Source organism: Flavobacterium tiangeerense (genome assembly GCF_007830355.1).
GTDB classification, from domain to species: domain Bacteria; phylum Bacteroidota; class Bacteroidia; order Flavobacteriales; family Flavobacteriaceae; genus Flavobacterium; species Flavobacterium tiangeerense.
In genome coordinates this window covers 213,142-238,067 of record NZ_VLKO01000006.1, presented here as the reverse complement: position 1 = coordinate 238,067, position 24,926 = coordinate 213,142, and the positions used below count along the sequence as shown (strand labels likewise).

Annotated in this window: 20 protein-coding genes; 8 read left to right on the top strand and 12 right to left on the bottom strand. The window is 33.4% G+C overall.

Translation table 11 applies throughout. The annotated features are described in order from the left end of the window. Nucleotides 1-30 precede the first annotated feature (30 nt). The 4 genes from IQ05_RS08730 to IQ05_RS08715 all read left to right on the top strand — a co-directional run bounded on the left by IQ05_RS08730 (nt 31) and on the right by IQ05_RS08715 (nt 5,185). Nucleotides 31-1,554 (top strand): RagB/SusD family nutrient uptake outer membrane protein, encoded by a 1,524-nt coding sequence (locus IQ05_RS08730; RefSeq protein WP_144892066.1) that lies wholly within the window; start codon nt 31-33, stop codon nt 1,552-1,554. Between the two features lie 6 nt (nt 1,555-1,560). Next, on the top strand, nt 1,561-2,664 hold the full coding sequence (locus tag IQ05_RS08725; protein ID WP_144892064.1) for a hypothetical protein: 1,104 nt from the start codon (nt 1,561-1,563) through the stop codon (nt 2,662-2,664). A 147-nt stretch (nt 2,665-2,811) separates the two neighbouring features. After that, a complete protein-coding gene (locus tag IQ05_RS08720; protein WP_144892062.1) occupies nt 2,812-4,212 on the top strand; it encodes an endo-1,4-beta-xylanase in 1,401 nt (466 codons plus the stop codon). A gap of 49 nt (nt 4,213-4,261) precedes the next feature. After that, a complete protein-coding gene (locus tag IQ05_RS08715; RefSeq protein ID WP_144892060.1) occupies nt 4,262-5,185 on the top strand; it encodes a glycoside hydrolase family 16 protein in 924 nt (307 codons plus the stop codon). 922 nt (nt 5,186-6,107) lie between these two features. Here the strand turns inward: IQ05_RS08715 and IQ05_RS08705 are convergent. From IQ05_RS08705 to mnmE, 7 genes are all read right to left on the bottom strand, one after another. Next, the gene (locus tag IQ05_RS08705) at nt 6,108-6,611 is read right to left on the bottom strand and encodes a hypothetical protein (RefSeq protein WP_144892058.1); all 504 of its coding nucleotides are present in this window, start codon (nt 6,609-6,611) and stop codon (nt 6,108-6,110) included. Nucleotides 6,612-6,723: 112 nt separating this feature from the next. Next, complete coding sequence (locus IQ05_RS08700) at nt 6,724-7,020, bottom strand: hypothetical protein (RefSeq protein WP_144892056.1); 297 nt, start codon at nt 7,018-7,020, stop codon at nt 6,724-6,726. Continuing rightward, nucleotides 7,010-8,257: a restriction endonuclease subunit S gene (locus IQ05_RS08695; RefSeq protein ID WP_144892054.1), complete on the bottom strand. Its 1,248-nt coding sequence runs from the start codon at nt 8,255-8,257 to the stop codon at nt 7,010-7,012. Before IQ05_RS08695 ends, IQ05_RS08700 begins: the two co-directional genes overlap by 11 nt. After that, nucleotides 8,250-9,875, bottom strand: coding sequence for an HsdM family class I SAM-dependent methyltransferase (locus tag IQ05_RS08690; protein ID WP_144892052.1), 1,626 nt, complete (start codon nt 9,873-9,875; stop codon nt 8,250-8,252). Before IQ05_RS08690 ends, IQ05_RS08695 begins: the two co-directional genes overlap by 8 nt. Next, the gene (locus tag IQ05_RS08685; protein ID WP_244289552.1) at nt 9,876-10,748 is read right to left on the bottom strand and encodes a BRO-N domain-containing protein; all 873 of its coding nucleotides are present in this window, start codon (nt 10,746-10,748) and stop codon (nt 9,876-9,878) included. Then, nucleotides 10,720-13,797 carry a type I restriction endonuclease subunit R gene (locus IQ05_RS08680; RefSeq protein WP_144892050.1) on the bottom strand — a complete coding sequence of 1,026 codons (3,078 nt, stop codon included), beginning with the start codon at nt 13,795-13,797 and terminating at the stop codon, nt 10,720-10,722. The genes IQ05_RS08685 and IQ05_RS08680 overlap by 29 nt, the downstream gene beginning before the upstream one ends. 515 nt (nt 13,798-14,312) lie before the next feature. Further along, on the bottom strand, nt 14,313-15,716 hold the full coding sequence (gene mnmE / locus IQ05_RS08675) for a tRNA uridine-5-carboxymethylaminomethyl(34) synthesis GTPase MnmE (protein WP_144892048.1): 1,404 nt from the start codon (nt 15,714-15,716) through the stop codon (nt 14,313-14,315). Nucleotides 15,717-15,884: 168 nt separating this feature from the next. Here mnmE and IQ05_RS08670 point away from each other — a divergent pair, with 168 nt between their 5' ends. The 3 genes from IQ05_RS08670 to IQ05_RS08660 all read left to right on the top strand — a co-directional run bounded on the left by IQ05_RS08670 (nt 15,885) and on the right by IQ05_RS08660 (nt 19,171). Further along, nucleotides 15,885-16,718: a universal stress protein gene (locus tag IQ05_RS08670; RefSeq protein ID WP_144892046.1), complete on the top strand. Its 834-nt coding sequence runs from the start codon at nt 15,885-15,887 to the stop codon at nt 16,716-16,718. Between the two features lie 113 nt (nt 16,719-16,831). Next, nucleotides 16,832-18,604 (top strand): MutS-related protein, encoded by a 1,773-nt coding sequence (locus IQ05_RS08665; RefSeq protein ID WP_144892044.1) that lies wholly within the window; start codon nt 16,832-16,834, stop codon nt 18,602-18,604. Between the two features lie 123 nt (nt 18,605-18,727). Then, entirely contained in the window at nt 18,728-19,171 is a 444-nt protein-coding gene (locus IQ05_RS08660) for a DinB family protein (RefSeq protein WP_144892042.1), read from the top strand. Nucleotides 19,172-19,419: 248 nt separating this feature from the next. Here IQ05_RS08660 and dnaN read toward each other — a convergent pair whose 3' ends face one another. The 5 genes from dnaN to IQ05_RS08635 all read right to left on the bottom strand — a co-directional run bounded on the left by dnaN (nt 19,420) and on the right by IQ05_RS08635 (nt 24,279). Further along, the gene (dnaN, locus tag IQ05_RS08655; RefSeq protein ID WP_144892040.1) at nt 19,420-20,538 is read right to left on the bottom strand and encodes a DNA polymerase III subunit beta; all 1,119 of its coding nucleotides are present in this window, start codon (nt 20,536-20,538) and stop codon (nt 19,420-19,422) included. 103 nt (nt 20,539-20,641) lie between these two features. Next, a complete protein-coding gene (gene gldG, locus IQ05_RS08650; RefSeq protein WP_144892038.1) occupies nt 20,642-22,327 on the bottom strand; it encodes a gliding motility-associated ABC transporter substrate-binding protein GldG in 1,686 nt (561 codons plus the stop codon). Next, on the bottom strand, nt 22,327-23,052 hold the full coding sequence (gene gldF, locus IQ05_RS08645; RefSeq protein WP_144892036.1) for a gliding motility-associated ABC transporter permease subunit GldF: 726 nt from the start codon (nt 23,050-23,052) through the stop codon (nt 22,327-22,329). Before gldF ends, gldG begins: the two co-directional genes overlap by 1 nt. 84 nt (nt 23,053-23,136) lie before the next feature. Continuing rightward, nucleotides 23,137-23,433: a putative quinol monooxygenase gene (locus tag IQ05_RS08640; RefSeq protein WP_144892034.1), complete on the bottom strand. Its 297-nt coding sequence runs from the start codon at nt 23,431-23,433 to the stop codon at nt 23,137-23,139. An 18-nt stretch (nt 23,434-23,451) separates the two neighbouring features. Next, a complete protein-coding gene (locus IQ05_RS08635; protein WP_144892032.1) occupies nt 23,452-24,279 on the bottom strand; it encodes an SAM hydrolase/SAM-dependent halogenase family protein in 828 nt (275 codons plus the stop codon). A 189-nt stretch (nt 24,280-24,468) separates the two neighbouring features. On the opposite strand from IQ05_RS08635, the gene IQ05_RS08630 reads away from it, so the two are divergent. Continuing rightward, nucleotides 24,469-24,918, top strand: a complete 450-nt coding sequence (locus IQ05_RS08630) for a hypothetical protein (RefSeq protein ID WP_144892030.1) — start codon at nt 24,469-24,471, stop codon at nt 24,916-24,918. Nucleotides 24,919-24,926: the final 8 nt, after the last annotated feature.

Genomic DNA, 24,926 nt, shown 5'->3' with positions numbered 1-24,926 from the left:
ATTCACAGTCATTAAATAAAAATAATAGTTATGAAAATTTTTTTTAAACTTTTTATGACGGGAATGCTAATACCATTACTGTCTTTATTTTCCTGTTCAGATGATTTTTTGAATGCACCATCTGAAAATCAATTAACCCCGGGCGATTTACCCGAAGGAGTTACTGCTTTTGACGGAATCGCTGAGAGCTTGTACTTTAAGCCGTGGTTTTTGGTTAATGATAAATTTCTGATTGCAGTAGGTGACATGTATGCTGGAAATGCTTTTACATTTGATGGTGCTTATTCTCAATTTAAAGATGCTCAAGTAACCTCTCAAAATCCAATTCTCACAGAAGGTTACGTTGCGCTATTTTCGGTGATCGATCAATCCAATAATTTAATGAGTCTGGTTGAAGAAAGAAAAAGCGAATTGCCTGAAGCATCCTATAAAAAAGCGATCGCAATATCAAGGTTTATGAGAGCAAATGCTTACTTCTATCTCGTTAGAACTTTTGGAGCTGTTCCTATTATTAGTAAAGCGGGTTCAGCTGCACAGCCAAAAAGAAATCTTGTTACAGATGTTTACAAATTCATAAAACAAGATTTAACATATGCTATCGAAAATTTGCCTGAAACTTCAGTAAAAAAAGGATATGTTACCAAATTTGCGGCGATGGGTATTCTTGCAAAAGTGCATTTAACTTTAAATGAATACGCAGAGTGCGCTGCATTAACACAAAAAATTATTGGAAATCAATATATTTTAATTCAGGAATACGGCAACTTATTTAGCAGTCCTGAAAATAACAATAGTGGAGAAAGTATGTTTGCGCTACAATGGAAAGCTATTGCTACAGAATGGGGGACGCAAAACACAAATCAAGCTTACATTGTTCCTAATGGTACGGGGATAACTGGTGGCGGTGACGGTTGGGGAGTTTACCTGCCATCTATTTCACTGCAAAGCGGCTTTGAACCAAACGATAAGAGAAAGAAAAATACTATCATGACCGAGGGTGACTTTTATCCAGAACTGTTAAAAGATAAAGGAGGATTCAGATATAAAAAAATACTCTCTTCTACAGGAGCAAATTTTAGGAAGTACATTGTAGGATCTGCTGCTGAAAGAAATGATGTGTTTTTTATGAGAACTTCACAAAACACCATTATACTAAGATACTCTGATATTTTATTAATGCATGCCGAAGCGGTTTTGGCTGGAGCAGGTTCTACTAGTTCTACGGTTGCTTTAAACGCTTTTAATGAAGTGAGATTAAGAGCTGGATTACCACCAAAAACAATACTTACCAGAAACGATTTATTTAATGAACGAAGAGTTGAATTTGCACTTGAAGGACAATATTTCTTTGATTTAAAACGCCGTGGTCTTGCAGAAGCTACAGCAATTATCTCGCAGCAAGAAGTTGGTTTTTATTCTGATGATGAAAGAACAGTTTTAGTTTCTCGAAAAATCACTCCAGGAGCCAATTATTTTGAATTGCCTTTACCTCAGTCTGCTATTGATACAAATCCATCATTATTAGAGCCTCCGGTTCCTTTTAACTTTAATTAAATTTTTATGATCAATAAAATAAAATATAGAATTATAATTCTTTTGGCATTGGCCTCTTTTACAGCTTGTCAAAATGACGATGTACCTACTGCAAATATAGAGGCCATGGTTGCTGAACCTGGAGATTTGCTTAATCAAGCTTTTCCACAAAATAAAGTCAGAGTGGAAGGTGAGGGTTTAATGGGATTAAAAAAAATCACACTAGACAACAAAATTGATATCAGTTTTAATCCCAACTACAATTCAGATAAGTCTTTTATTTTTACGATTCCCTTTGATGAAAAACTAGGAAGCAGATTTGGGGTACAGCCAATCACTTTTATAACTGGAAACGGATCTGTAACCAAAAATATTGAGATTTTACAACCCGTTCCTACTATTACAAAAACAATTCCTGCTGTGGCAACTCCGGGATTTCCATTAGAAATTGAAGGAACTTGGTTTTTTAATATTTCTTCGATCACTTTAGGCGGAAAAGCACTGAGTTATACCGTAAAATCTTCTTCCGCAATTATTATTGGTTTGCCTACAGATGCAGTTTCTGGATCAGAAATAGCCATCACAACTCCGGGAGGTACAGCAAAAAAAACAATAAATTTTGCCACACTAGTTCTTGTATCTAATTTTGATGGAGGTGGCTCCAGAGAATCTTGGAACTCTTATGGTGATGTAGCTTCTTTTAGTACAAGTACTGCGGGCGGTCCAACAGGTAATTATGCAGCACTTACTTGGTCTGGCTCAACTGCCAATGGATACAATGGCAGCAGCGCTGGTGGAGGAACCAGTTTTCTAAGCAGCTCTAACAATGATGCTACAAAAACTTTTATTGATATTGATGTAAGTGCAAATGTTATAGGGGCTCAATTTGCGATCCAATTAAATACTATTGATGGGAAAGAATATGGTTATAATTTTAAAGTAACCAATGTAAATTGGACAACAAAAACCATCTCCTTAGCTGATTTTAAAGAGAATTATGGTTTCGGAGCAAACAATGCTAGTACAATTGATGCATCTAAAGTCAACGAAATTAAAGTGGGAATTGTACAGAGTGATACGCCAAATCCTAGCGTAATAAAATTTGACAATATAAAAATTCGTTACCAATAATAAAGGTTTATGTTCTACTTCGCTTCTAAAAAAAGTTTGTTATCAAAAGCAATCTTTTTTTAGAACTAAGTAAGCAAAAACAATATAAAAGAAATTATAAATAGGAGTGTTTTCCCTACTAGAAGATATTCTATAATAAAAAATAGTATGAAAATTAAATTTTTACTGCTGCTCAGCAGTCTATTCTTTTTTTTAAATGCCTGTTCTAAAGAGGACAGTACTGTGATCGATAATTTAGAAAATCCACTTGCAAACGCACCCAAAGATGTTAATGATAATGGTTTTAGAGCCAAATGGAATTATGTGTCCAAGTCTAAAAGCTACCTTCTAGATGTTTCTACAACCGAGAATTTTTCAGCATTTGTGCCCAATTACAATTCAAAAGAAGTCACTGATTTAAATGAAGTTGTAGTTGGTTTAACAGGAGGCACGCAATATTATTACAGAGTAAGGGCTAAATCAGAGTCTCAAACTTCGGGTTATTCAAATGTGATAAGTGTTGTAACTACGGGTACAAGTAACGTTCCTGAGGATCCTACTTTTTTAAAAGTAAAAGTAAATAAAGTAGCAAATCCATTTTTTGTAGGTATGGCAGTCAAAGCGAATCAGTTGAATGCTGGTAGCCCATATGACGTTATTTTAAAAAATGAATTCAGTAGTATTTCAGCAGAATATGAAATGAAAATGGATCAAATTTCTGTTGCTAGCGGTGTTTACAATTGGACTGTAGCAGATAAAATAGTAGCCTACGGTAACACTAACAATATTAATGTGCACGGGCATGCGCTTGTATGGCACAATTCTGTTCCATCTTGGTTAGCAAACTATGCTGGTACTGATGCAGAATTTAGTCTAGAGGTAAAAAAATACATTACAGATGTAGTTACCCATTATAAAGGGAAAGTGAAATCTTGGGACGTAGTTAATGAGTCTATAGCAGATAATGGATCCATGAGAAACACAGTGTTCCTAAGACGAATGGGGCCAAATTATGTTAACGATTGCTTTAAATGGGCCAGAGAAGCAGCAAACGCCGCAGCAGATACACAATTATTATTATTATATAACGATTATGCAACTTCAGATAACAGCAACAAGCAAAATGCAGTTTACACGCTTATTGATAAACTGATTACAGATAAATTGATTGATGGAGTTGGTTTTCAAATGCATAATACAATATTCGCTCCTTCAAAAATCCAAATTGAAACAGATATAAATAGAGCCGTTACTAAAGGTTTAAAAATTCACATTTCAGAGTTGGATATGCAAGTAAACCCGGGTAATGCACAATCAAACTTAACCGCAACTTTTACAAACGAATTACGATTAGCTCAAAAAGCTAAATATAAAGAGATCGTTAAAATATACAATGCATTACCTAAAGCAAATAAATATGCCTTAACCGTTTGGGGAATGAAAGATAATGAATCTTGGATTCCGTTTAGTACTGAGTTGAACCACCCAGGAAATGACTGGCCGTTATTGTATGACTCAAATTTTACTATCAAAAGTTCGCATACCGGATTTCTAGAAGGTTTAGATTAAATTTTAAAGCATAACACTTTTTTATACTATTAATTAACCACAAAAAATTATGAAAAAATTAAATTTGTTATCAGCAGTATTGTCATCTGTTTTAGTACTTACATCTTGCTCAGACAATACACCCTCTGAATTGAAAGAAGAAAAATTGGCAAGCGTTAATACCTCTGAAAGTACAAGTAAAATAGCCGCTGCCCCTTGGGTAAAACAATTTGAAGATACATTTAATGTAGGTTCAAATTTGGCACAATGGACTAAAGAACAACGAACAGATTATAACTCCAAATATTGTGACTATAATAGTTCAGTACCTACTACACAATTAAGAGATGGAAAACAATGTCTAGAAATCAAAACAACCAAAGTAAGTAGTTTGAAATATCAATCTGGTTTCATTTCTTCTAAATACCAATACAAACCAGAGAACAATACAGAATATATGCTCTCTGCTAATATTAAATTAGTAGCGATGGATGGCGGAACATACAAATCTTTCTCTGATACTTATGGTGCCTGGCCAGCTTTTTGGACCGTGCAAGGAAATGGATGGCCAACCAAAGGAGAAATTGATATTCTCGAAGGCTACTCTTTTGCACCTAATGCAAGCCGTTATACTTCAAATATTTTTTACGGAACTACTGCTGGAACAAACTTACTAGGTAATGCTGCCGAAAGAAGTTATCCGAGTACTTTTAATCTCAACGGAAACAACGGATGGCATTTATATGAATCCTTCTGGAGAATGAAAAACAATGTGGTAACAGTAACCATAAAGGTTGACAATGCAACTGTTGCAACTTATACGAACAGTAGCGCGGCGAATCTAAATTTCAATAATTTTGGAACCCATTCTATTATTTTCAATATGAATGTAGGATCTAACGACGCTAATTTTATCAACCCGAATAAAATCAACTTATTTTCATCAGTAATGATGTGGGTAGATGATGTAACGGTTTACAAAAGACCAATCTAATTGATAAGTAGAGAAAGCTGATTCCGAAATATTACAGCTATTTATGTTGTAGCTAACAGTGATGGTTCGAATTGAATTCTTCAAAATATAACTTTAGAAAGAGGCTTTTCCTTTTAGGAAGACCTCTTTTTTAATATCAGTTTTATCTCTTCTTATGTTCCTATTTTAGAATGTATCTCAGAGGCTTTTATGTTGTGAGTTGCAGTTGTTGCCATAATTGTGTACTAACATATATAGACTTTCAACTTTAATTTATTACCCTTATAATAATTAATATTTCTTATAGAAGATTTCTCTCTAATTACCAAAAATGGAAAAACAACACTGGCACCAATTTACGACTTTCTAAATTCTACCATAGCGATTAAAAAGCCAGAAAAGGAAATTGCACTGACCTTAAAGGGGAAAAAAAGTAATTTAAAAGCAACTGATTTTATAGATTACTATGGAAAGGAAATATTACAGCTCAACGAAAAAACGATAGCAAGTATTCTCGAACAAATGAAAAAAGCAACTCCTAAATGGAAGGAGCTACTTGAAATTTCTTTTCTTTCAGATGATTTGAAAGAGAGGTATTTGGAGTTATTGGAAAGTAGGGTGGGGATGTTTTGGTAATCACCGCCAAAACGCGGTGATTAAGTTGATTTTTTACTGCATATTATTCAGAATCTAAATTAAGTTTTGAACTTAATTAAGCTGTATTCGAATTTGCCAGCCAAGTTATAGCGAACAAGCGAAGCAAGTCACCCCAAATACAAGACCATCCTATTAAGCCAATCACCCAGATCCGATTTAGGTGCTTTTGCTAATAATACTTTTATGGAGTAGTATTTATTTTAATTCATTGTATTTTTCAAAAAACTTGGTTCGTTAAGCCTAATTGAACTCATTTTAAAACAATCAATCCTAAATAATTACCAACTTAATCATTTGGTCCTGAGCTAATAGGTGCTACAGGGCTCATGTAATATTCATATTCTTTGGGAATGAACACATGTTTATCATTTATGTTTTCAATTTTTAGTATATTTTGTTTATTCTTATCAAAGTAAATTTTGTATTGATACATTTCTGCAACGATAAAAACATTCCCTACAATATCGAAATTATACTCAAAATCACGTTGAGAATCAAGAGTATTTCTGTCGTTGAGTTTAAAATCTTTTGTAAGTTGAATTTCTTGTTCACTAAACATATTTCGAATGATACATTTTTTATTTATTAAATCAAACTGAATTGTTTCCCTGAAATTTGTGCGTGCTACGATAAGCGTATCTTTTGTTTCCCAAAAAAATGCTAGTTCTGGTTTAATACCATTTTTTAGTAGCGTTTCAATTTCTGTTTTGTTTTGTTTTTTTTCCTTAATTTCTTGTCCAAAAGAACAAAAACTAAAACCGATGAGCATAATTGTTATTAATTTTTTCATGTTTACTTATTATTTGTTATTTATTATAATTTTCTCTACTCTCCGCAACCATTCTCAACTCTCTCTAAACCTCACCAACACTTACCTTAATATTACCAAACCTATACGATAATTAATCTCTCAACTCCATCAATATTTCTTCAATCTCCCATTCTTCAGTTATTGTACCATCCTTTAAAGATTGAATTTTACAACCCAAACCATCAAAAAAGTAATAAAAAGCAACTTGCCCATTCACTTTTAAAACTCCATTTTGAGTATCTTCTTTTAGTTTTAACCGCCATGTTCTTAGCAGTTCTCGGGAATTGAATACCAAATAATTAGGTAGAATACCCGTTTTTTCAAATTCAATCATTCCTCCTGATTGCAGTTTCAGTGTGATCTCAGGATGTGTACTTTTATTTTCCATAACGTGCACTTTCCTCCGCAACCATTCCCAACTCTTCAGCAACATTACCCACACTAACCTGACCATTCATCAACATTGGCAACAACCAATCACGAAGCGAAGCGAGTTCTATATTTTCTAATTCAATTTTGTTTTGTTTTTCAAAAGATGGAAATACTAAATTTTGGAATGCTCGAACTGTTTTTTCATTTGGAATTATAACTGGTAAAGAAAACAAATCATCTTTGGTAATTGAACCGAAAGTCGTTCCACTAGCATTTCTTCTATCAAAAGTTTGTTTTAGATTGACCATTACACCGAACAAATAGGTAATAGCATTATTCTTACTATTCATACAGGCTAATCCACGACCAATGCAACAATCTTCTTTTGAAATATTTAAAGTTCCAACAGGAGCTCTAACACTTAATAAAATATCAGCTTGCTTTGCAAATCTCGTTGGTGAAGTTGTAAATTTTCTGATCGTTGGATATCTATTACCAAAATCTGTACAACCTTGGTAAAATATCATTCCATCACCTTCCTCATTATAACTTTCACCAGGAGGAGATTGCCCCATAGTAATATTTGCAATGTCGCTCAAAACACCACTTTCCCAACCTTCAGGAATCTCTCTTTTCAACTCTGCATTCCAAACCATCTTACCACCAGAAGTTTTATATGGTTTACCATTAGCATCTGGAAAATCAAACTGTACAAACCAATAATCATAAAGCGTTTTTGCCATCGCTTCTAACTCTGCATTGATTTTGTTGTTCAACTCGATTTTGGCATCTAGATCAGAAAGGACTTTGGCTATTTTTTGTTGAATTGAAAATTCAAAATCAGGTATTAAAAAATCTAGAATTTGATTTTTATCACCACGTGGCATTTTTGTTCCTTTAGACCCCTTCATGACATGGTCAAAAAAATCATCTTTGAACAAATTATAATATACATACTTTGGAAAATAACCTGATTTTGCCTCCAATACTAATACATCCGATGAACAACCTCCACTTTTATTTGCAAACCAAATTTTCTTTAAATAAGGTCGGATATTTGCAATTAGAATATCTTCTTGCTCATATAAAGGCATAGCTTGACCATTTGGAGGTAAATTTGAAGCTTGAGTTATACCAAGTTTATTTTGAAGAATATTATCTGTAGAAATAAAATTTTCTAAAGTTACTTTTTCTGAGTTTATTCTTTTCTTAGAATATTGAACAACATTATTTATAGTTATAACTTTAAGCATGTTTTAACCCTTTCAAATTATTCTGAATTTCCATTTCCAAGGTCTTACTTTCCTTAAAAAGTTCACTTAAATTAGTTTCAAAGGTTTTCATTTTATCTTCAAATTCCTTTGCCGTAATATCAGTATATTCAATTTTTACTTCAAAATATTGCCCAGCACTCAAACTGTAGTTTTTGGCTTTAATATCGTCATAAGAAACTACTACTGAAAAATCTTCCTTAGCTTCGTGCTTATTAAATGTATCAATAATATAATCTTCTTCTTCGGGTGATAATAACGTTTTTTGATTTTTACCTTCTTTTACCGTAGTTCCTAGTTTAGAAGCATCCATCAAAACAATATCGCCTTTAGTGTTTTCTTTATCTAAAAACAAAATAGAAACATTGGTTCCTGTAGTAGCAAAAATATTACTTGGCATACTTACAACACCACGTAACATTTTACGCTCCACCATTTGCTCACGTATTTTACGTTCAATTCCGCTTTGTGCCGTTATAAATCCTGTGGGTACAACAATAGCCGCTTTCCCTTTTGCGGTAAGCGAATACATAATGTGTTGCACAAACAAAGGATAAATAGCCATGCTGTCTTTCTTAGCTTTGGGAATATTAGGCATTCCTGCAAAAAAGCGTTCGTGGTTTTCCTTGCTGTCCAAATCTGCCACATAATCCGAGAAATCCAATTTAAACGGTGGATTACTCACAATGTAATCAAACTGTTGCAGGCGTCCGTTTTTGTCTTTGTGATACGGTTCTAGAATCGTGTTTCCTTTTACAATATTCGGTATTGAGTGTACCAAATCGTTCAGGATTAAATTCAGTCGCAGTAGGTTCGAGGACTTTTGCGAAATATCCTGAGAATATACGGTGCATTTTGTTTCACCAATCTGGTGTGCTAAATTCATCAACAAGGTTCCAGATCCCGCACTTGGATCGTAACACGTTACATTGCTTACTTCGCCATCTACTAAACAACGTGCCATGATTTTGGCTACGGCATGCGGTGTAAAATATTCGGCGTATTTCCCACCACTATTCGTATTATAATCACTGATTAAATATTCGAAAATGGTAGCATAAAAATCAAACTTTTCGTGAAAAATATTCTCAAAACTAAAATTAATCAGTTTGTTGATAATGGCTTTACAAAAATCATCACGCTTGTCTGTAACATATTTACTGATGTTTTCGAACAGGACAATTTTCTCGCCGCCTTCTGTCAATACTGAGAATAAATCACTGTTTTCTTTTGCAATATCCAGTAAGGTATTGTCAAATATATCCGAGAAGTTGGCTTCGTTTTGTCTTTCAAACAAACTGGAAATAAAATGTTTGGGTTGCAGGCGGGCGGTACTTTCGCTCATTTGCATCATCAGCATTTCATAGTCGTTGTCATTGTATTCTCTAAGAACCGCTTCCCAATTGTCGGCTGTGGCTATTTTTTCGTCGAGTTGTTTTACTTCATGAACAAATTTGTCGTTCAGAAATTTATATAAAAATACTTGGGTGATAATCTTGAATTCGTTTCCGTCATTTCCCAAACCGTAATTGGCACAAACGCTTTTTAAATCGTCGATGAGGTTTTTGGTTTGCTTTTCAAATTGTATTGTAGTGGTCATTTATCTTTTCTTCTTTTTGTCTTCGATTTGTTTTAAACTGTCTTTTGCATTCAATGCAGTCACTACTTTTTTGCCTGTTTTGGATTCTAATTCTTTCATGGCTACTTTGGCAACATTACCGCCTTGTTGGGCTACTTCCTTATTACCTTCAAAGGTTTCAGGATTGGTCGCTTTCGAAATGTCTTTGGTCGAAGCTTCTGCCAACATATTTAAGATCAATTCGGTGTTGGTCATATTATCTCTCAGGTTTTCCTTTTTCAAGCCTTTGAGCATTTTATATTCTTTAGTTGTTTTCCCCGACCAGGCTTTAGAAATAATATCAGTAAGTGTTGCAAACTGTAGCCCTTCTTTCAATCCTCTACTTTTCCATTCATCCGTTAATTCTTTTCGGATTTCAATACTTTTTAAGCGTTGGTTAATCCAATTTTCCGAATAACCCAAACTCATATATTGTTCCAATGCTCTGTCAATAGTCAATTCAGGATCTTGCATTTCGTCTAAACGTTCTGCAGCTATTTGCGCCAACCAAACTTTAAAAGGTTCCGCTTTAGGCGAAGGTATCGACTGAATTAACCTGAAAAGTTGTTCGGTGTCAGCAACATCGGTTTTATAATATTTTCCATCAGCTGACTGCATTTTCAGTTGACTACAATTTGTAGTCAACTGACTTCCTTCTTTTTTTAATCTTGTTTTTAGTACACTCCAATACTTTCGTGGATTAGGACTATCAGTTAGTACACTCACGGTATCAACAATAGAAAAATACCATTTTTCCTCGTCTTGATTCCAAAGGGTTCTTACTTTTTTTTCTTCAAATAATTGAATGGCTTCTTGCTGTTTCATATTAGTAGGCTGTTCGTCCATAAAACTCATTCATGTATTCTTTGACAATCATTCCGTTGATGCGCTTGGTTGTGGTTGCATCCAATTCCAAATGCTGTTTATTTTTGAACTGGTCAATCACCAATCGCATTACCATACGTTCCACAAAACTTTCGTTCTCAAGCATTTTAGAATTTTGAATAATTTGTGCATCAACGGCTATTTTCAATCCGTTTAAGGCTTCAAAAAGTTTGGATTCGCTATCCGTCAAGGGATCTTTTTCCATTAATCGTTTGTGCAAGCGGGCGTATTTTTCGTCGTTATCATATTTGGCTCTCAGCAATTGGTTTTTGCGTTCCAATTCTTTGGCTTGCGTGTATATCTTTTCAAGTTCCTTGATGTTGCGTTCCATTTCCTCTTTGGTCACTTCATTCAAATTTTTCTTTTTGAATAAGCGTTCCAGTTCCTCTTTCAACGAAATAAATTCGGGTGCTTTTTGATCGAAATTACCGCCCAGCATTTCTCTGGTTTTTTGAAGAATGTTCTTGAGTTGATCTGCCAAAACCATTTCTTCTTCCTTCACTTTTACAAATGCAAAAATAACATCTTCTAAAGCAATGTTCAATAGGTTTGAGGTATCAATATTGCTTTCCAGAGCTTCTTTTGCATTAATCAATGCCAAACGATTATTAGCATCACGGGATAATACTGTCAGCTTATGAAAATCGAGTTGTTCCAACAATTCGTAATTTCCTGAAAGTCGAATCAAATTATACAAACTCTTGGCATTATTCAACACCCGCGTGATTCTCAGGATTTCACTTCGGTCATTGATTTGGGTAATTTGTTGCGAGAAAATCTCAGCGTTCATGGTATCAAAATGAAACAAAACGTCTTTTATTTCCTTGATTTCCGCATTGATTTCCTCTTGCGACTTGAAGATGTTGGAATAATGTTCCATTTCATCCCCTAACTCCGATTGCAACTCATTAAAATAATCCTGATTGGTTTTATCAAATTCTTTTTGAATATCAGCAAAATCAACCACATAACCGTATCTAAAATCTTTGTAAGTTCTATTTACACGAGTTAAGGTTTGCAATAAATTGTGTGCTTTAATTACACGGCCAATATATAATTTCTTTAATCTTGGTGCATCAAAACCTGTAAGCAACATGTTGTAAACAAACAAAAAGTCAATATTTCCGTCTTTAAATTCCTCTACTTTATCTTTTCTATCTTGTTTAGTTCCTATATCATGTAAGATTATAGCTGCAGTGGTAGCTTTACTTTCTAATCTCTTTTTCTCTCCATAAGATTTTTGCGGTTCGGCAGCCATAAGAAGATCACTAGGAAGCATTTCTTTAGGAGCGTATTTTGATTCAAATATTTCAAACAACATTTTAGCTTGTTCCGATGAATCACAAACCACTAAACCACCAATAGAATTATCGTTCATAGAAATTCTTGCCTTCTCAAAATCTTGAACAATATAATCCAACATTGGCTCTACAAATTTAGGATGTGAGTAAACAATTTTCTTGTCGGCATTTCCTTTTAGAATTTCAATTTCTTCTAAAGCTTGTTTTAAAGTAAGCTTATAATTGGTTTCAATTTCTTCACGAATTAAACGCAAAGTATATCCATCTGCAATAGATGAATTGTAATAATATTTATGAATATAACCTCCAAACAAAGCTTTCGAGTTGTAATCGTTACCTAAAAGTGGTGTTCCTGTTAAACCAATCTTAATCGCATTGGGATCAGATTCGTTAAGGTTCGCTAAGAAACTACCTTTTGGATTGTAACTTCTGTGTACTTCGTCTAAGAAATATACTCGTTGAATGTTTAATTGATAATCTGTATTTCTAACTACGTCTGGATCATCTTGAAATTTTTGTATGTTAACGACCGTAATTTCAGCTTTACCTGAATTATTATGAATAACACTTGTAGATTTTATATCCTTTGCAAAAGCTTCTCTGGAACTAATCTCATGAACTACTAATCCACGACTTTTAAATTCTTTAGCCGATTGTATTAATAAATCTAATCTATCTACAATAAAATAAAACTTTGGTATTACATTTTTTTTCTGAAAATAATCCGTTAGATACTTAATGTTATAAAATGTCAAAGCCGTTTTCCCACTTCCTTGTGTATGCCAGATAATTCCTTTTTTTACACCTTCTTCTAGCTTGGCTTCAATAGCTTTGGTAGCAAAAAGCTGCGGATAGCGCATGATGTGTTTTTGCAAACCTTTAGAACCTTTAACATAAGCTATAGAGTACTGCAACATAAATTGCAAACGTTCCATTTGAAATAAAGAAGTACAAATTCTATTTGTAGGTGTATCAGGATTTTTATTAGTAATAAATTCAGGTGAATTTTTAATGCCAACTAAATTAGTGTGTTTTAAAACAAAATTTTCTTCTGATTCGTTTACTTCAGAAAGGATGGTATTTAAATCGAATTTTTCTTCTTCTCTAAAATAATTAAAGGATGGTTTATCATAAGAAGCTGTTGCATAAAAAGCGCCTTCAATTGGTGTAGGTGAACTATTGTCATACTCCATATTATTGGAGAAAACCATTAGTTGCGTAATATTGACAAACTTTCTGAATTTCTTATTTTGAAAACGTGATTGGATGCGTTTATGTTCTGCTAAAATACCATCTTGATTATTTGGTTTTTTAACTTCAATAAAAACCAATGGCATCCCGTTGATTAAAAGTGTTATATCTGGTCGAAATTCTTCATCATCTTTTTTACAAGTTAACTCAGTAACAACATTGAAAGTATTATTATAAAAATTCTCAAAATCGATTAATCGAACACCTGACTTATTAGTTAGTTTTTCAAAGAAAACTTTTCCTAAATCTTCATTCTCTAAACTAAGCGCAACTTCATCATAAAACCTAGAGACATCACCATCATTCATTTCTGGATTAAGTCTTTTAATACTTTGATTGAAAATATCGGTAAAAATATTAGTAGACTGATCCCATTTTTGACTATTTAAAGACAAATATTCATAACCTAACCGCATCAAATGCAATATGGTAGGGATTTTTACTCTTGAATCTTCGTTGAATTTCATTTAATGATTTTATCTTTCACTGTAAATGTAAGAAAAGTAGAGATATCACTAAGAGAAAAATTAAAGAAAGTAGAAGAAAGTAGAAGAAAATGTGTAAAGTGGAGCGAATACAATAAACAGTATTCATTTTCAAGCTTCTTTTTAATTGCAATTATTTCATTGGGATTTAATTATGATTTAGATGTAAAACAGCTAATTCAAATCTACCCGAAACTTCTATTCGTTGTGCATTGATCCACTTGGAGTCAGCAGAACAAAGGAACGCGACTACAGTCCCAATATCATCAGCTAAGGCTACTCGTCATCTCTAGTTTAATTTATGAATGAAACGTAACTCTCCCTGCCCCTGATAGCAACGAAAAGCCTGCAAGGGTAGGAGCCCTATAAAAACAAAACCCAAAACAGCGACCAACGGAAGCTCGTTTTGGGTTTATGTTTTTAAGGCGATTCCCGCGGACTTGTAGTGAATAGCAGGAATGGGCAGCCAGAATGTTTGGAGTAAAGTGCTGATAAAATTACTTTCCGATACAGAAATTCGCAAATATATTCCCTAACAATTCATCATTAGTTACCTGACCGGTAATCATCCCAAAATGGTATAAGGCTTCGCGGATGTCAAGCGCCATCAAGTCGCTAGAAAGGTTGGTTTCAAGAGCGTATTTTACTTTGCTAATCTCATCAAGAGCTTTTAATAAGGAATCATAATGACGGGTGTTGGTTACAATCGTTTCATTGTTGCGCAACGCACCGGTGTTGACAAAGGAAAGCAATTGGTTTTTGAGTTCGTCAACCCCTTCTTTATTTTTGGCGCTCAAAAGTAGTATTTCTGGAATTTCTTTCTTGATATGCTCAATCTCATTATCGGAATATAAATCTTTTTTATTTCCGATAATAATCAAGGGCTTCAAGGGAAATTGGTTCTTAATTTTCTCAAATTCAATCTGAACCTCTTTGATATTTTCAGCATCAAGAGTTCCTCCTTTGGGGGTTAGGGGGCTCAAATACAAAACCACTTGCGCTTGTTCTATTTTCTCAAAAGTTTTTTGAATGCCAATGCTTTCGACGTAGTCTTTGGTTTCCCGAATACCAGCTGTGTCAATAAATCTAAAACCAATGCCGCCAATGACTAATTCGTCTTCGATGGTGTCACGCGTTGTTCCTGCAATGTGAGATACAATGGCGCGTTCTTCATTGAGTAAAGCATTCAAAAGCGTCGATTTTCCTACGTTTGGTTCACCCACAATAGCAACTGGAATTCCATTTTTAATTACGTTACCCACCGCAAAGGAATCAATCAAGCGTTTTAGGACAAATTCAATTCGATTCAACAATTCGTGAAACTGGGTTCTGTCTGCAAACTCTACATCTTCTTCGGCAAAGTCTAATTCGAGTTCGATAAGTGAAGCAAAGTTTAAAAGTTCTTCTCTCAATTTGGCAATTTCATTAGAAAAACCACCACGCATTTGCTGCATCGCAATTTGATGGCTGGCTTCATTGTCTGACGAAATCAAATCGGCTACAGCTTCGGCTTGTGATAAATCCAGTTTTCCGTTCAAGAAAGCGCGTAGGGTAAACTCACCTGCATCGGCCATTCGGCATCCTTTTCGAAGCAATAATTGAATAATTTGCTGCTGAATATACGTTGATCCGTGACAAGAAATCTCTATGGTATTTTCGCCGGTATAGGAATTAGGTCCTTTAAAAACAGAAACCAATACTTCATCGAGCGTTTTGGAACCATCCACAATATGACCTAAATGTAGGGTGTGGGTTTTTTGAGAGACTAGATTTTTATTTTTTATCGATTTAAAAACACTATCAGCAATAGGAATAGCATCTTGACCAGAAATTCGTATTATAGCAATTGCTCCGGCGCCAGATGGAGTGGCAAGGGCAACAATGGAGTCTTGAGGAATCATTTTGATTTATTTTTTACAAAAGTAACTAAAAATGATGGGTCTACAAGAATTGATGGTTTTAGGATACCTATTTATTTTTAAAATTAGGGTTACTGATAAATGTCATTTTTTCTGTAAATTTTTAATTGTAAATTTGACTAAACTACTAATAAACAATTAATTAAAGCTATGAAAAAGATTCTTTTCCCTACCGATTTTTCTACCGTTGCCACTAATGCATTCATCCATGCTTTGGAATTTGCAAAAATAGTCCATGCTGAGATTGTTTTGTTGCATACTTTTGAGATACCAATGTATGACACACAGTTTTTTCCGGCAAACTATGCAATACTTTATGATTCTTTGGCTTTGTCTCAGTTTGATGCCTTCAAAGAGCAGGTTCCTATGCTTCGTGAACTTGCCGAAGGTCGAAATTTACAAAACATCAAGCTATCACACCGCCTGACTGAGGGCGATTTACTTTCAAATATTGTTGCTATTATTCAAGAGGAGCACATTGATTTTATAATTATGGGAACGGCTGGTGCTTCGGGTTGGGATGCTTTTTTTATGGGAACACATACGGCAAACAGTATATCAGCAACAAATGTTCCTTTACTATGTGTGCCTGAGCAGGCGATTTTTAAACCCATTTCGGTAATTGGTTTTACCACACGTTTTAGAACTAAAGACAAAAAAGCCTTAAAAAAAGTACTTAACATTGCTAGAAAAACCAATGCAATAGTGAAATGCCTATACGTTAAAACGTCAAATTCTGACGTTACTAAAGAAACGATTGCAGCATGGGAAGAGGAGTTTAGTGCTGATCCAGTTCAATTTCACGTGATTCACAGTGATGAGGTAGCAACTTCAATTGAAGATTTTATTCAGTATAAAGAGATTGATGTTTTGACTATGCTACCGTATAAAAGAAGTTTTTTTGAGGGAATTTTCAATCCTAGTTTAACCAAGAAGATGGCTAGGAATCTAGAAATTCCTATTCTAGCCATCCCAGTTGAATAACTTCATACAGCTCTTGATTTTTCCAATCGTCTTGTAGTACAGCGGCGCCACTGCTTTTAATTGAGATGGATAGGGAACTAATTTACTATATTTGTAAATCATCAATTCAAAATATGGAAATTTATAAATCAAGAGTTGCTCAATTTTCTCAAGTAGCATCAACCTTAACAAAAAAGTACAATAGTATCAGTATAAGTAGATTACTGGCTATGGTGCTTTTTTTTGTTTCAATTTATTACTATTTAAAAACGAATGCTTTACTGTACAATATGGCAGCTGTTTTTTTTCTGGCTTTGTTTATTATTTTAATGCGTTTGCATACGTCTATAAATACTAAAAGAAAGATAAATAAGGCTTTAATTGACATTAATACTAATGAGATTTCTTATTTAGAGGGTAAAGCTATTCCGTTTGAAAATGGAATTGAATTTAATGATTTTCATCATCCGTATGCGTATGATTTAGATATTTTTGGTGCGCATTCTTTGTTTCAAAATTTAAATAGAACAGCAACTTACATAGGAAAAAAAACGTTTGCAAAACGATTGTTATCCATAGCACCCAATACTGAGATTGAGCAAAATCAAGAGGCAGTGAGGGAGTTGTCTGCTAAAATAGAGTGGCGTCAAGAGTTTTTGGCTGTGGCCAAAGTAGGTGAGGACACGGCAACTAGTTACGAAAATTTAATGCGTTGGACTACATTTAATAGTACACCCCTTTCGCGAATGACTGTTTTAATTTCATACCTATCACCGCTACTTTTTATTACTTTTTTGATATTGTATGCTGTAACTTCAAAACTTATTTTCGCCTCAATTCTGGGTTATGTTTTTATATTTAATTTGATGGTTTTAGGAAGGTTTGTCAAACGAATTCTAGCCGAAGTAGCCACCTCAACAAATATTGATATTACAATTCACCAATACAGTTTACTATTAGAAAAAATTGAAAAGGAGCCTTTTACATCTCAAAAACTAATTCAGTTGCAACAGCAATTAAAAATTGAAAATGGAAATGCCAGCACGCATTTAAAAAAATTATCTGAATTGTTTTCTAATATGGATAGTATTGGAAATTTTGTAACTGCAACCGTTTTTAACGGAACTTTCCTTTTTAATTTGCATGTTTTTAAGGCTTTATTAAAATGGAAAAACAACAATGGTGCCGCGCTAGAGCAATGGTTGAACGTTATTGGCGAAATGGAAATGCTCAACAGTTTAGCAAATTTTGGGTACAACAATCCAGATTTTGTTTATCCAAGTTTAAATACCAAGTATGAAGTTGATTTTAAAGGACTAAGTCATCCTTTGTTGAACAAAAAAACTAGAATTGGCAATGACGTTTGTTTTTATCCACAGTCTTTTATGATATTAACGGGATCTAATATGTCTGGCAAAAGTACTTTTTTAAGAAGTCTAGGTATCAATATGGTTCTTGCAGGAATAGGTTCTCCTGTATGTGCATTACAAGCTAATATTCATCCCTTACCAGTGCTAGTATCCATGAGATTGTCTGATTCCTTAGCAGATAGTGAATCGTATTTTTTTGCTGAAATAAAACGCTTAAAACAAATCATGGACGAATTGCATCATACACCAGCTTTTATTTTACTAGATGAAATTTTACGCGGTACAAATTCTGATGACAAGCGAAACGGTACCATAGAAGTAGTTAAGAAAGTGATTGCTAAAAATGCTATTGGTGCCATTGCTACGCATGATATTGAAGTTTGCCTTACTACAAATGAATATCCTGAAACCTTAGTAAATAAATGTTTTGAAGTAGAGATTGTCAATGATGAGCTCCATTTTGATTACAAACTTCGTGACGGAATTTGTAAAAACAAAAGCGCTACTTTTTTAATGAAAAAAATGGGAGTGATTTAAATTTAAAGTATCTACTCGAGATTAAAACTAGTCTTACAAGAGCATCAATTAAATTTGATTTTAAATGTGATAATTTTTATGTTTGGTGACAGTTTGTACTAATGGAAACTAAAACAGAATAAAATGGTGGAGCAATCAATAAAAAGGTTAGAATATTTAACTGATATAATTCCAAGTCTGATAACTGAAATTGGTGAAGAAAGTTTTTCTTTAAAAATATCAAAAGATAAATGGAGTAAAAAAGAAATTATTGGCCATTTAATTGACAGTGCAACAAATAATCATCAAAGATTTGTTCGTGGACAATTTGAAATGACTCCTGAAATTAGTTACAACCAAAATAAGTGGAATGAATTTAGTTTTTACCAACAAATAAATTCAGAGCAGATTATTTCATTTTGGACAATATATAATAAACAACTTCTTGAAATTATTAAAAGAATACCTATTGAATATTTAAAAAGAGAAATAAAAATAGGGGAAAATATTTTTACCTTAAAATTTTTGATTGCAGACTATGTTGACCATTTAGAACATCATTTAAAACAAATAGTTGAATATGAATAAGAAAACCGGTCGACCAAAAGCAGTTTGTTGCGATTGGGATATTGGTTTAATTAAATATTGATTTTGTACATTAAAGTCAATACTTAACAGAAAGTTTAGACTTCTTTAATCCTCCACATCTATAAGTAGTGAAAAAGTAAACTCATAAAAATCAGAAACAGCCGTAAGAAAAAAAACCGTCTCCAAATAGAGACGGTTTCTTTCAATATAAAAATGGTTTGGTTAATAGCGTATGTTAAATGGTAATCTTAGCTGTTAAGCATTACTGGCATTACAAGCATGGTAACAGTTTCACCTTCCTCTAATCCATCAACTGGAGTTAAGATTCCAGCTCTGTTAGGTAAAGACATTTCAAGCATAATCATATCCGATTGTAAGTTGGTCAACATCTCAGTTAAAAAACGAGAGTTGTATCCTATTTGCATATCATCACCTTGGTAATCACAAGTCAATCTTTCTTCGGCTTTGTTTGAATAATCGATATCCTCTGCAGATACGTTTAACTCAGCACCAGCGATTTTCAATCTAATTTGGTGAGTAGTTTTGTTTGAAAAGATAGCTACACGACGCACAGAACTTAAAAATTGAGTACGATCAATCATTAACTTATTTGGATTCTCCTTTGGTATTACGGCCTCGTAATTTGGATATTTTCCATCAATTAAACGACACATTAAGATGTAATTGTCAAAAGAGAAAGTAGCATTCGAATCGTTGTATTCTATTTTTACCTCTGCATCCGAAGATCCTAAAATATTTTTTAAGATGTTCAATGGTTTTTTTGGCATAATAAAATCAGCAACTTGAGAGGCTGTCACATCAGTTCGAGCATATTTTACCAATTTGTGCGCATCAGTTGCCACAAAAATTAAACCTTCTGGCGAGAATTGAAAAAACACTCCAGACATTACAGGACGTAAATCATCATTACCTGCAGCAAAAATAGTTTTACTTATAGCTGTAGCCAAAACATCAGCAGGAACAAGTGTTACAGATGGATCTTCAAGGTTTACTGATTTTGGAAATTCCTCACCAGGAGCATACGCTAGAGCATATTTACCTGAGTTTGAACTTATTTCTATGGTGCTATTATCTTCTATAGTAAATGTTAAGGGCTGCTCTGGAAATGTTTTAAGAATTTCCAAAAGTAATTTTGCAGGAACGGCAACGCTACCTTTACTTTCTGAATCGATTGATAAGGTTGCAGACATAGTAGTCTCTAAATCAGAGGCAGATACGGTTAATACATTATGATCTAGATCAAATAAGAAATTGTCTAAAATAGGTAATGTATTGCTGCTGTTGATTACATTCCCTAAAACTTGTAATTGTTTCAATAAGTATGAACTCGATACTATAAATTTCATCTGTTTTATTTTATTTTTTAAGGTATTTCTTTATTTGTGAAATACGTTACATGTTACAAATATATCGTAAACTATTCTAGTTTGGAAACTTTTTTATTAACATCTATTTGCTGTATTTTCTTTTACGAATGAAAGTAAACACAAAACCGAAGATCCCTAAAATAAGAATTGGTAACCCGATAGTTAGTATTGGGGTACTGCTATAGTTTTCATAAACCTTTTCTTTGTCTAATAAAGGTAAATCTAGATCCTTGCTTCGAATGTTAATAAGTCCATTATCATCTAAGAGGTAATTGACACAGTTTATTAAAAAATCTTTGTTGTCATATAAATTTCCTGAACGCTGATCATAACCTAATTCAACAGGTTGAAAGTTTTTATCCAATTGGTTTTTAATTAGATCTCCATCAGCTATGACAATCATTTTATTTGCATTTCCTTGGTCTAAAAATGTTTTTTGTTCAAAAGGCAATACTCTGTTTTTATACATCGATTCAAAACTACCTTCGAGTAATACGGATAATGGAAGTTTTCCTTTTACTGCATAATCAGCTGGTGAAGTTTCTTCGGTAACACTTTCTAAATTTACTTCTGATGGCGTTCCTATCTTTTTTGAATATTGAGAGGACTGTAGCAGTACCGTTTTTTTGATGCCGTTTTTCAAGGTATCAATAGGATTAGCAAAGTCAAATTTGATTCCGCCTAAATTTTTTACAATCGGATGCGTGCTTGTAGGATATACTTGCGGTGCAAACTTCCAGTTGAATTCTTGAAATTGAGTTGCACTTCCTTGTTCGCCAGTAGCGAGTTTTATAGGGCTTCCTTGTTCATCTTTTATCAAATCTGGATTAATACGAAAGCCATATTTAAAAAACATGTCATTCAAGTTCAAATTTCTAGGGTAGGCTAGGGTCGCTCCTGCAGGATTGTATAAACTATCCATTTCTGCTACAACTTGGTCTACAAGCCATAACGTTTTACCGCCATGCATGATGTATTGATCTAGTACTTGTTTTTCTTGATCTGTAAAAGTTTCGGTTGGTTTTGCAATGAGTGCTAGGTCATATTCTTTAAGAGATTCTAAACTTTTCAACGGATTTTTTGCTACTGAATCAAGCGTGAACGGCGCAATAAAGTAACTTTCTCGTACTTGCAATAAAAATTTGGCCATTAAAATATCTTGTAGTTCGCCATTCCCTTTGATGACCGCTATTTTTTTCTGTTTGGCTTTTGTAATTTTATTTATACCTTCTGCAATAGAATATTCCAAATGTTGTACAGATCCTATCACTTTTTGGGTTGTTGAGGCTCCCATAATATTCTTTAGCAAAGGAATGTTGACTTCTTTGTTATCATAAACAGCAATTGCCCACGGGAAAACCATAGCTTGTGACTGTTTTCCTTTGTCATCAACAGTTATGTTTACAGGAGTTAAGCCTTTTCGATACAATTCTTTGATGTTGTCCATGCTTGCGTCCTTGTTTTCCAAAGGATCTACAAATTCAAACACTAAATTAGAATTATAAGCTTGAAATTCTTCTAAAAGTTGCTTTGTTTCTTGTTGTAAGCGTCTGAATTCTGGAGGTAAATCGCCTTGCATGTATACTTTTATAACAAGCGGATTTTGAACCTGATCAATAATTTTTAATGAGGTATGGGAAAGGGTGTATCTCTTATCTTTTGTTAAATCAAAACGATGAAAAACGGAACTTCCTATTGTATTAACAACTAATACAACGGCAAGAATAATCAATACTGATTTCAGGTTTTTTTTCTTAGAAGTAGTCATTACGATTTGAAAGATTTTAGATTATATACAGTAAATGAAAGAAAGACAACGGTAATACTTGTAAAATAAAGAATGTCTCTCGTGTCTAGTACTCCGCGACTCATACTCTTAAAATGATCTTGCATACCCAATGAAGCAATAATTTGAGATAAACTTGGAACCACTGTTGCTATACCTTCGAACCCAAAATAAAAAAAGAAGCAAATAAAAACTGCCAAAATAAAAGAAACAATTTGATTGTCCGATAATGTAGAGGTGAATATCCCAATAGAAGAATAGGCTGCAATTAGGAACACTAATCCAAAATACGAACCTATTGTGCTTCCCATATCGATATTGCCTTCAGGCATTCCTAGGTCATAAATTACGGCTACATAAATAAAGGTTGGAATTATGGCTATTAGAATTAAAAGCAAAGCTCCAAGAAATTTCCCGTTTACAATTTGCCAAATACTTAATGGTTTTGTTAATAATAATTCTAAGGTTCCTTGTTTTTTCTCATCTGAGAAACTGCGCATGGTTACAGCTGGAATCAGGAAAATTAAAATCCAAGGTGCCAAAGTAAAAAAGGGAGTCAAATCAGCAAAACCAGAATTAAGGATGTTGTATTCTCCTTCAAAAACCCAAAGAAATAATCCGTTAATGATTAAAAAAATGGCAATTACTAAATAACCTATTGGCGAACCGAAAAAGGATTTTATTTCTCGTAAAACTATTGATTTCATTTGTTTTTTTGTTTAAAGTTTTAAATGTTTAATGTTTAAAGTTCCCAATTCAACAACTTTAAACCTTAAACTTTAAACTATTTTTTACTCTAAAGTAACTAATTTATCTACGCTCCACGCTTCGGGTTTATCGTTGAATAATTTTTTGGTAAAAGTCCACACATTATAAAATAGTTTAGAATTTCTGTAATTTTCTAAATCAGCTTCGGTTTCCCAATAACTGTAAGTAAAGAAAATACTTTTGTTGTTTTTATCTTGATACAATTCTAAGAAACGATTTCCAGGCGCATTTCGTATTTTATCTTTCATTAACTCAAAGTTTTCTAAAAATGCCGGAATATGCTCCTCATGAAAACTTAATTTTACTATGCGTACAAACATTAGATTTTAGTTTAAACTTTATATAAATTTTATAATAATAACATCTCTATAATTCAATCCTAATAAGCTACTTGCCGATCCTACCTTTGAAGGATTACTTCTAAAAATAGCAATTTCTAAGAAGCCTGCTTCATTAAAGATAGCTAGTTTTTCACCTTCATAGGATTTAATGGGATATTTGTCATTTTTTGCAATAGCAGAATAATTTGGCAATATGTTTTTAATATTTTTAGTTTTTAAAACAATTTCATAAGGTCTTCCTTGTGCTACTTGATTAAAATATTCTTTGGAAATATTAGTAACAACGTTCCCAAAGTGATCTATATAAACTACATGTCCTTTTAACGAATTTCCATCAACAGCTAAAACCGCATTTAAATCTGTTACTTCTTTTAGTGTATCAATGGGAGTGCCTATGGTTTTTAGAGTGCCACCTTTAGATAAATGACATGCTACGGTTACAAATGCATCAAGGTCAACAGCATCTTGGTCTAATTGATCATGAATGTCTATGGCTACAATTTCTTGCGGATATAATTTTTGCGAAAGCATACTCAAAATACCATTATCAGCAGCAATAAAGTAATGATCATTCCACTGCATTGCTACATGTTGGTTTTCTTTATTCCGCTCCATATCTACTCCTATGAGGTGTATGCTACCTTTAGGGAAACTGCTGTATGCTGCACTCACACAATAACTGGCCTCTACGGTATTAAAGGGGTCAATTTCATGTGAGATATCAATAATTGTTGCCTCAGCATATTGAGATAAAATTTTTCCCTTCAACGCACCTACAAAGTGGTCTTTCAAGCCGTAATCGGTAGTAAGGGTAATTATTGACATAAATTTGTTTATAACTATTGCTGTTTTGTAAACCTAATTTTCACTAAATTTGAGAAACGCAAAGCTAAAGTATTTTAAGCTTTAAATTAAACAGAATTTTAATTTCAATTTAAAACAAACCAATGATCAAACCGTTTTTTTTTTCTTTTACTTTTTTTTTGTAGTATACAATTGCATTCTCAAAAATTAGTGTACAAGTCTAATGGAAATATTTTAGATTCTGAAAGGGAAAAAATCACACCTAATCAAGTAAGGGAATTGTTAAAAGATAATCAACAATTATTAGCTGATTACAATATTGGGAGAACAAAGAAAACAGTAGGTAACATATTGCTTATTTCGGGGCCGGTGCTTTTATTTACAGGTACAATGGCTTACGTAATTTCAGGATTTGATCAGGGTATGAATCCAGAATTTGAGGGTAAACCCAATAAAAGTATTCCTATAATAATTATGGGAACAGGTCTTGCAGCTCTTTTAATAACCATTCCTGTCAAAATTGGTTTCTCAAAGAAAATTAAAAATGTAGTGACTGACTATAACAACCAGAACGCTATAGGTAACAAGCAGTTTGAAAGCACCAAAGTAGATTTGATAACCAATTCAAACGTTGTAGGACTTCCATTAACTTTAAAATAAAACAACTA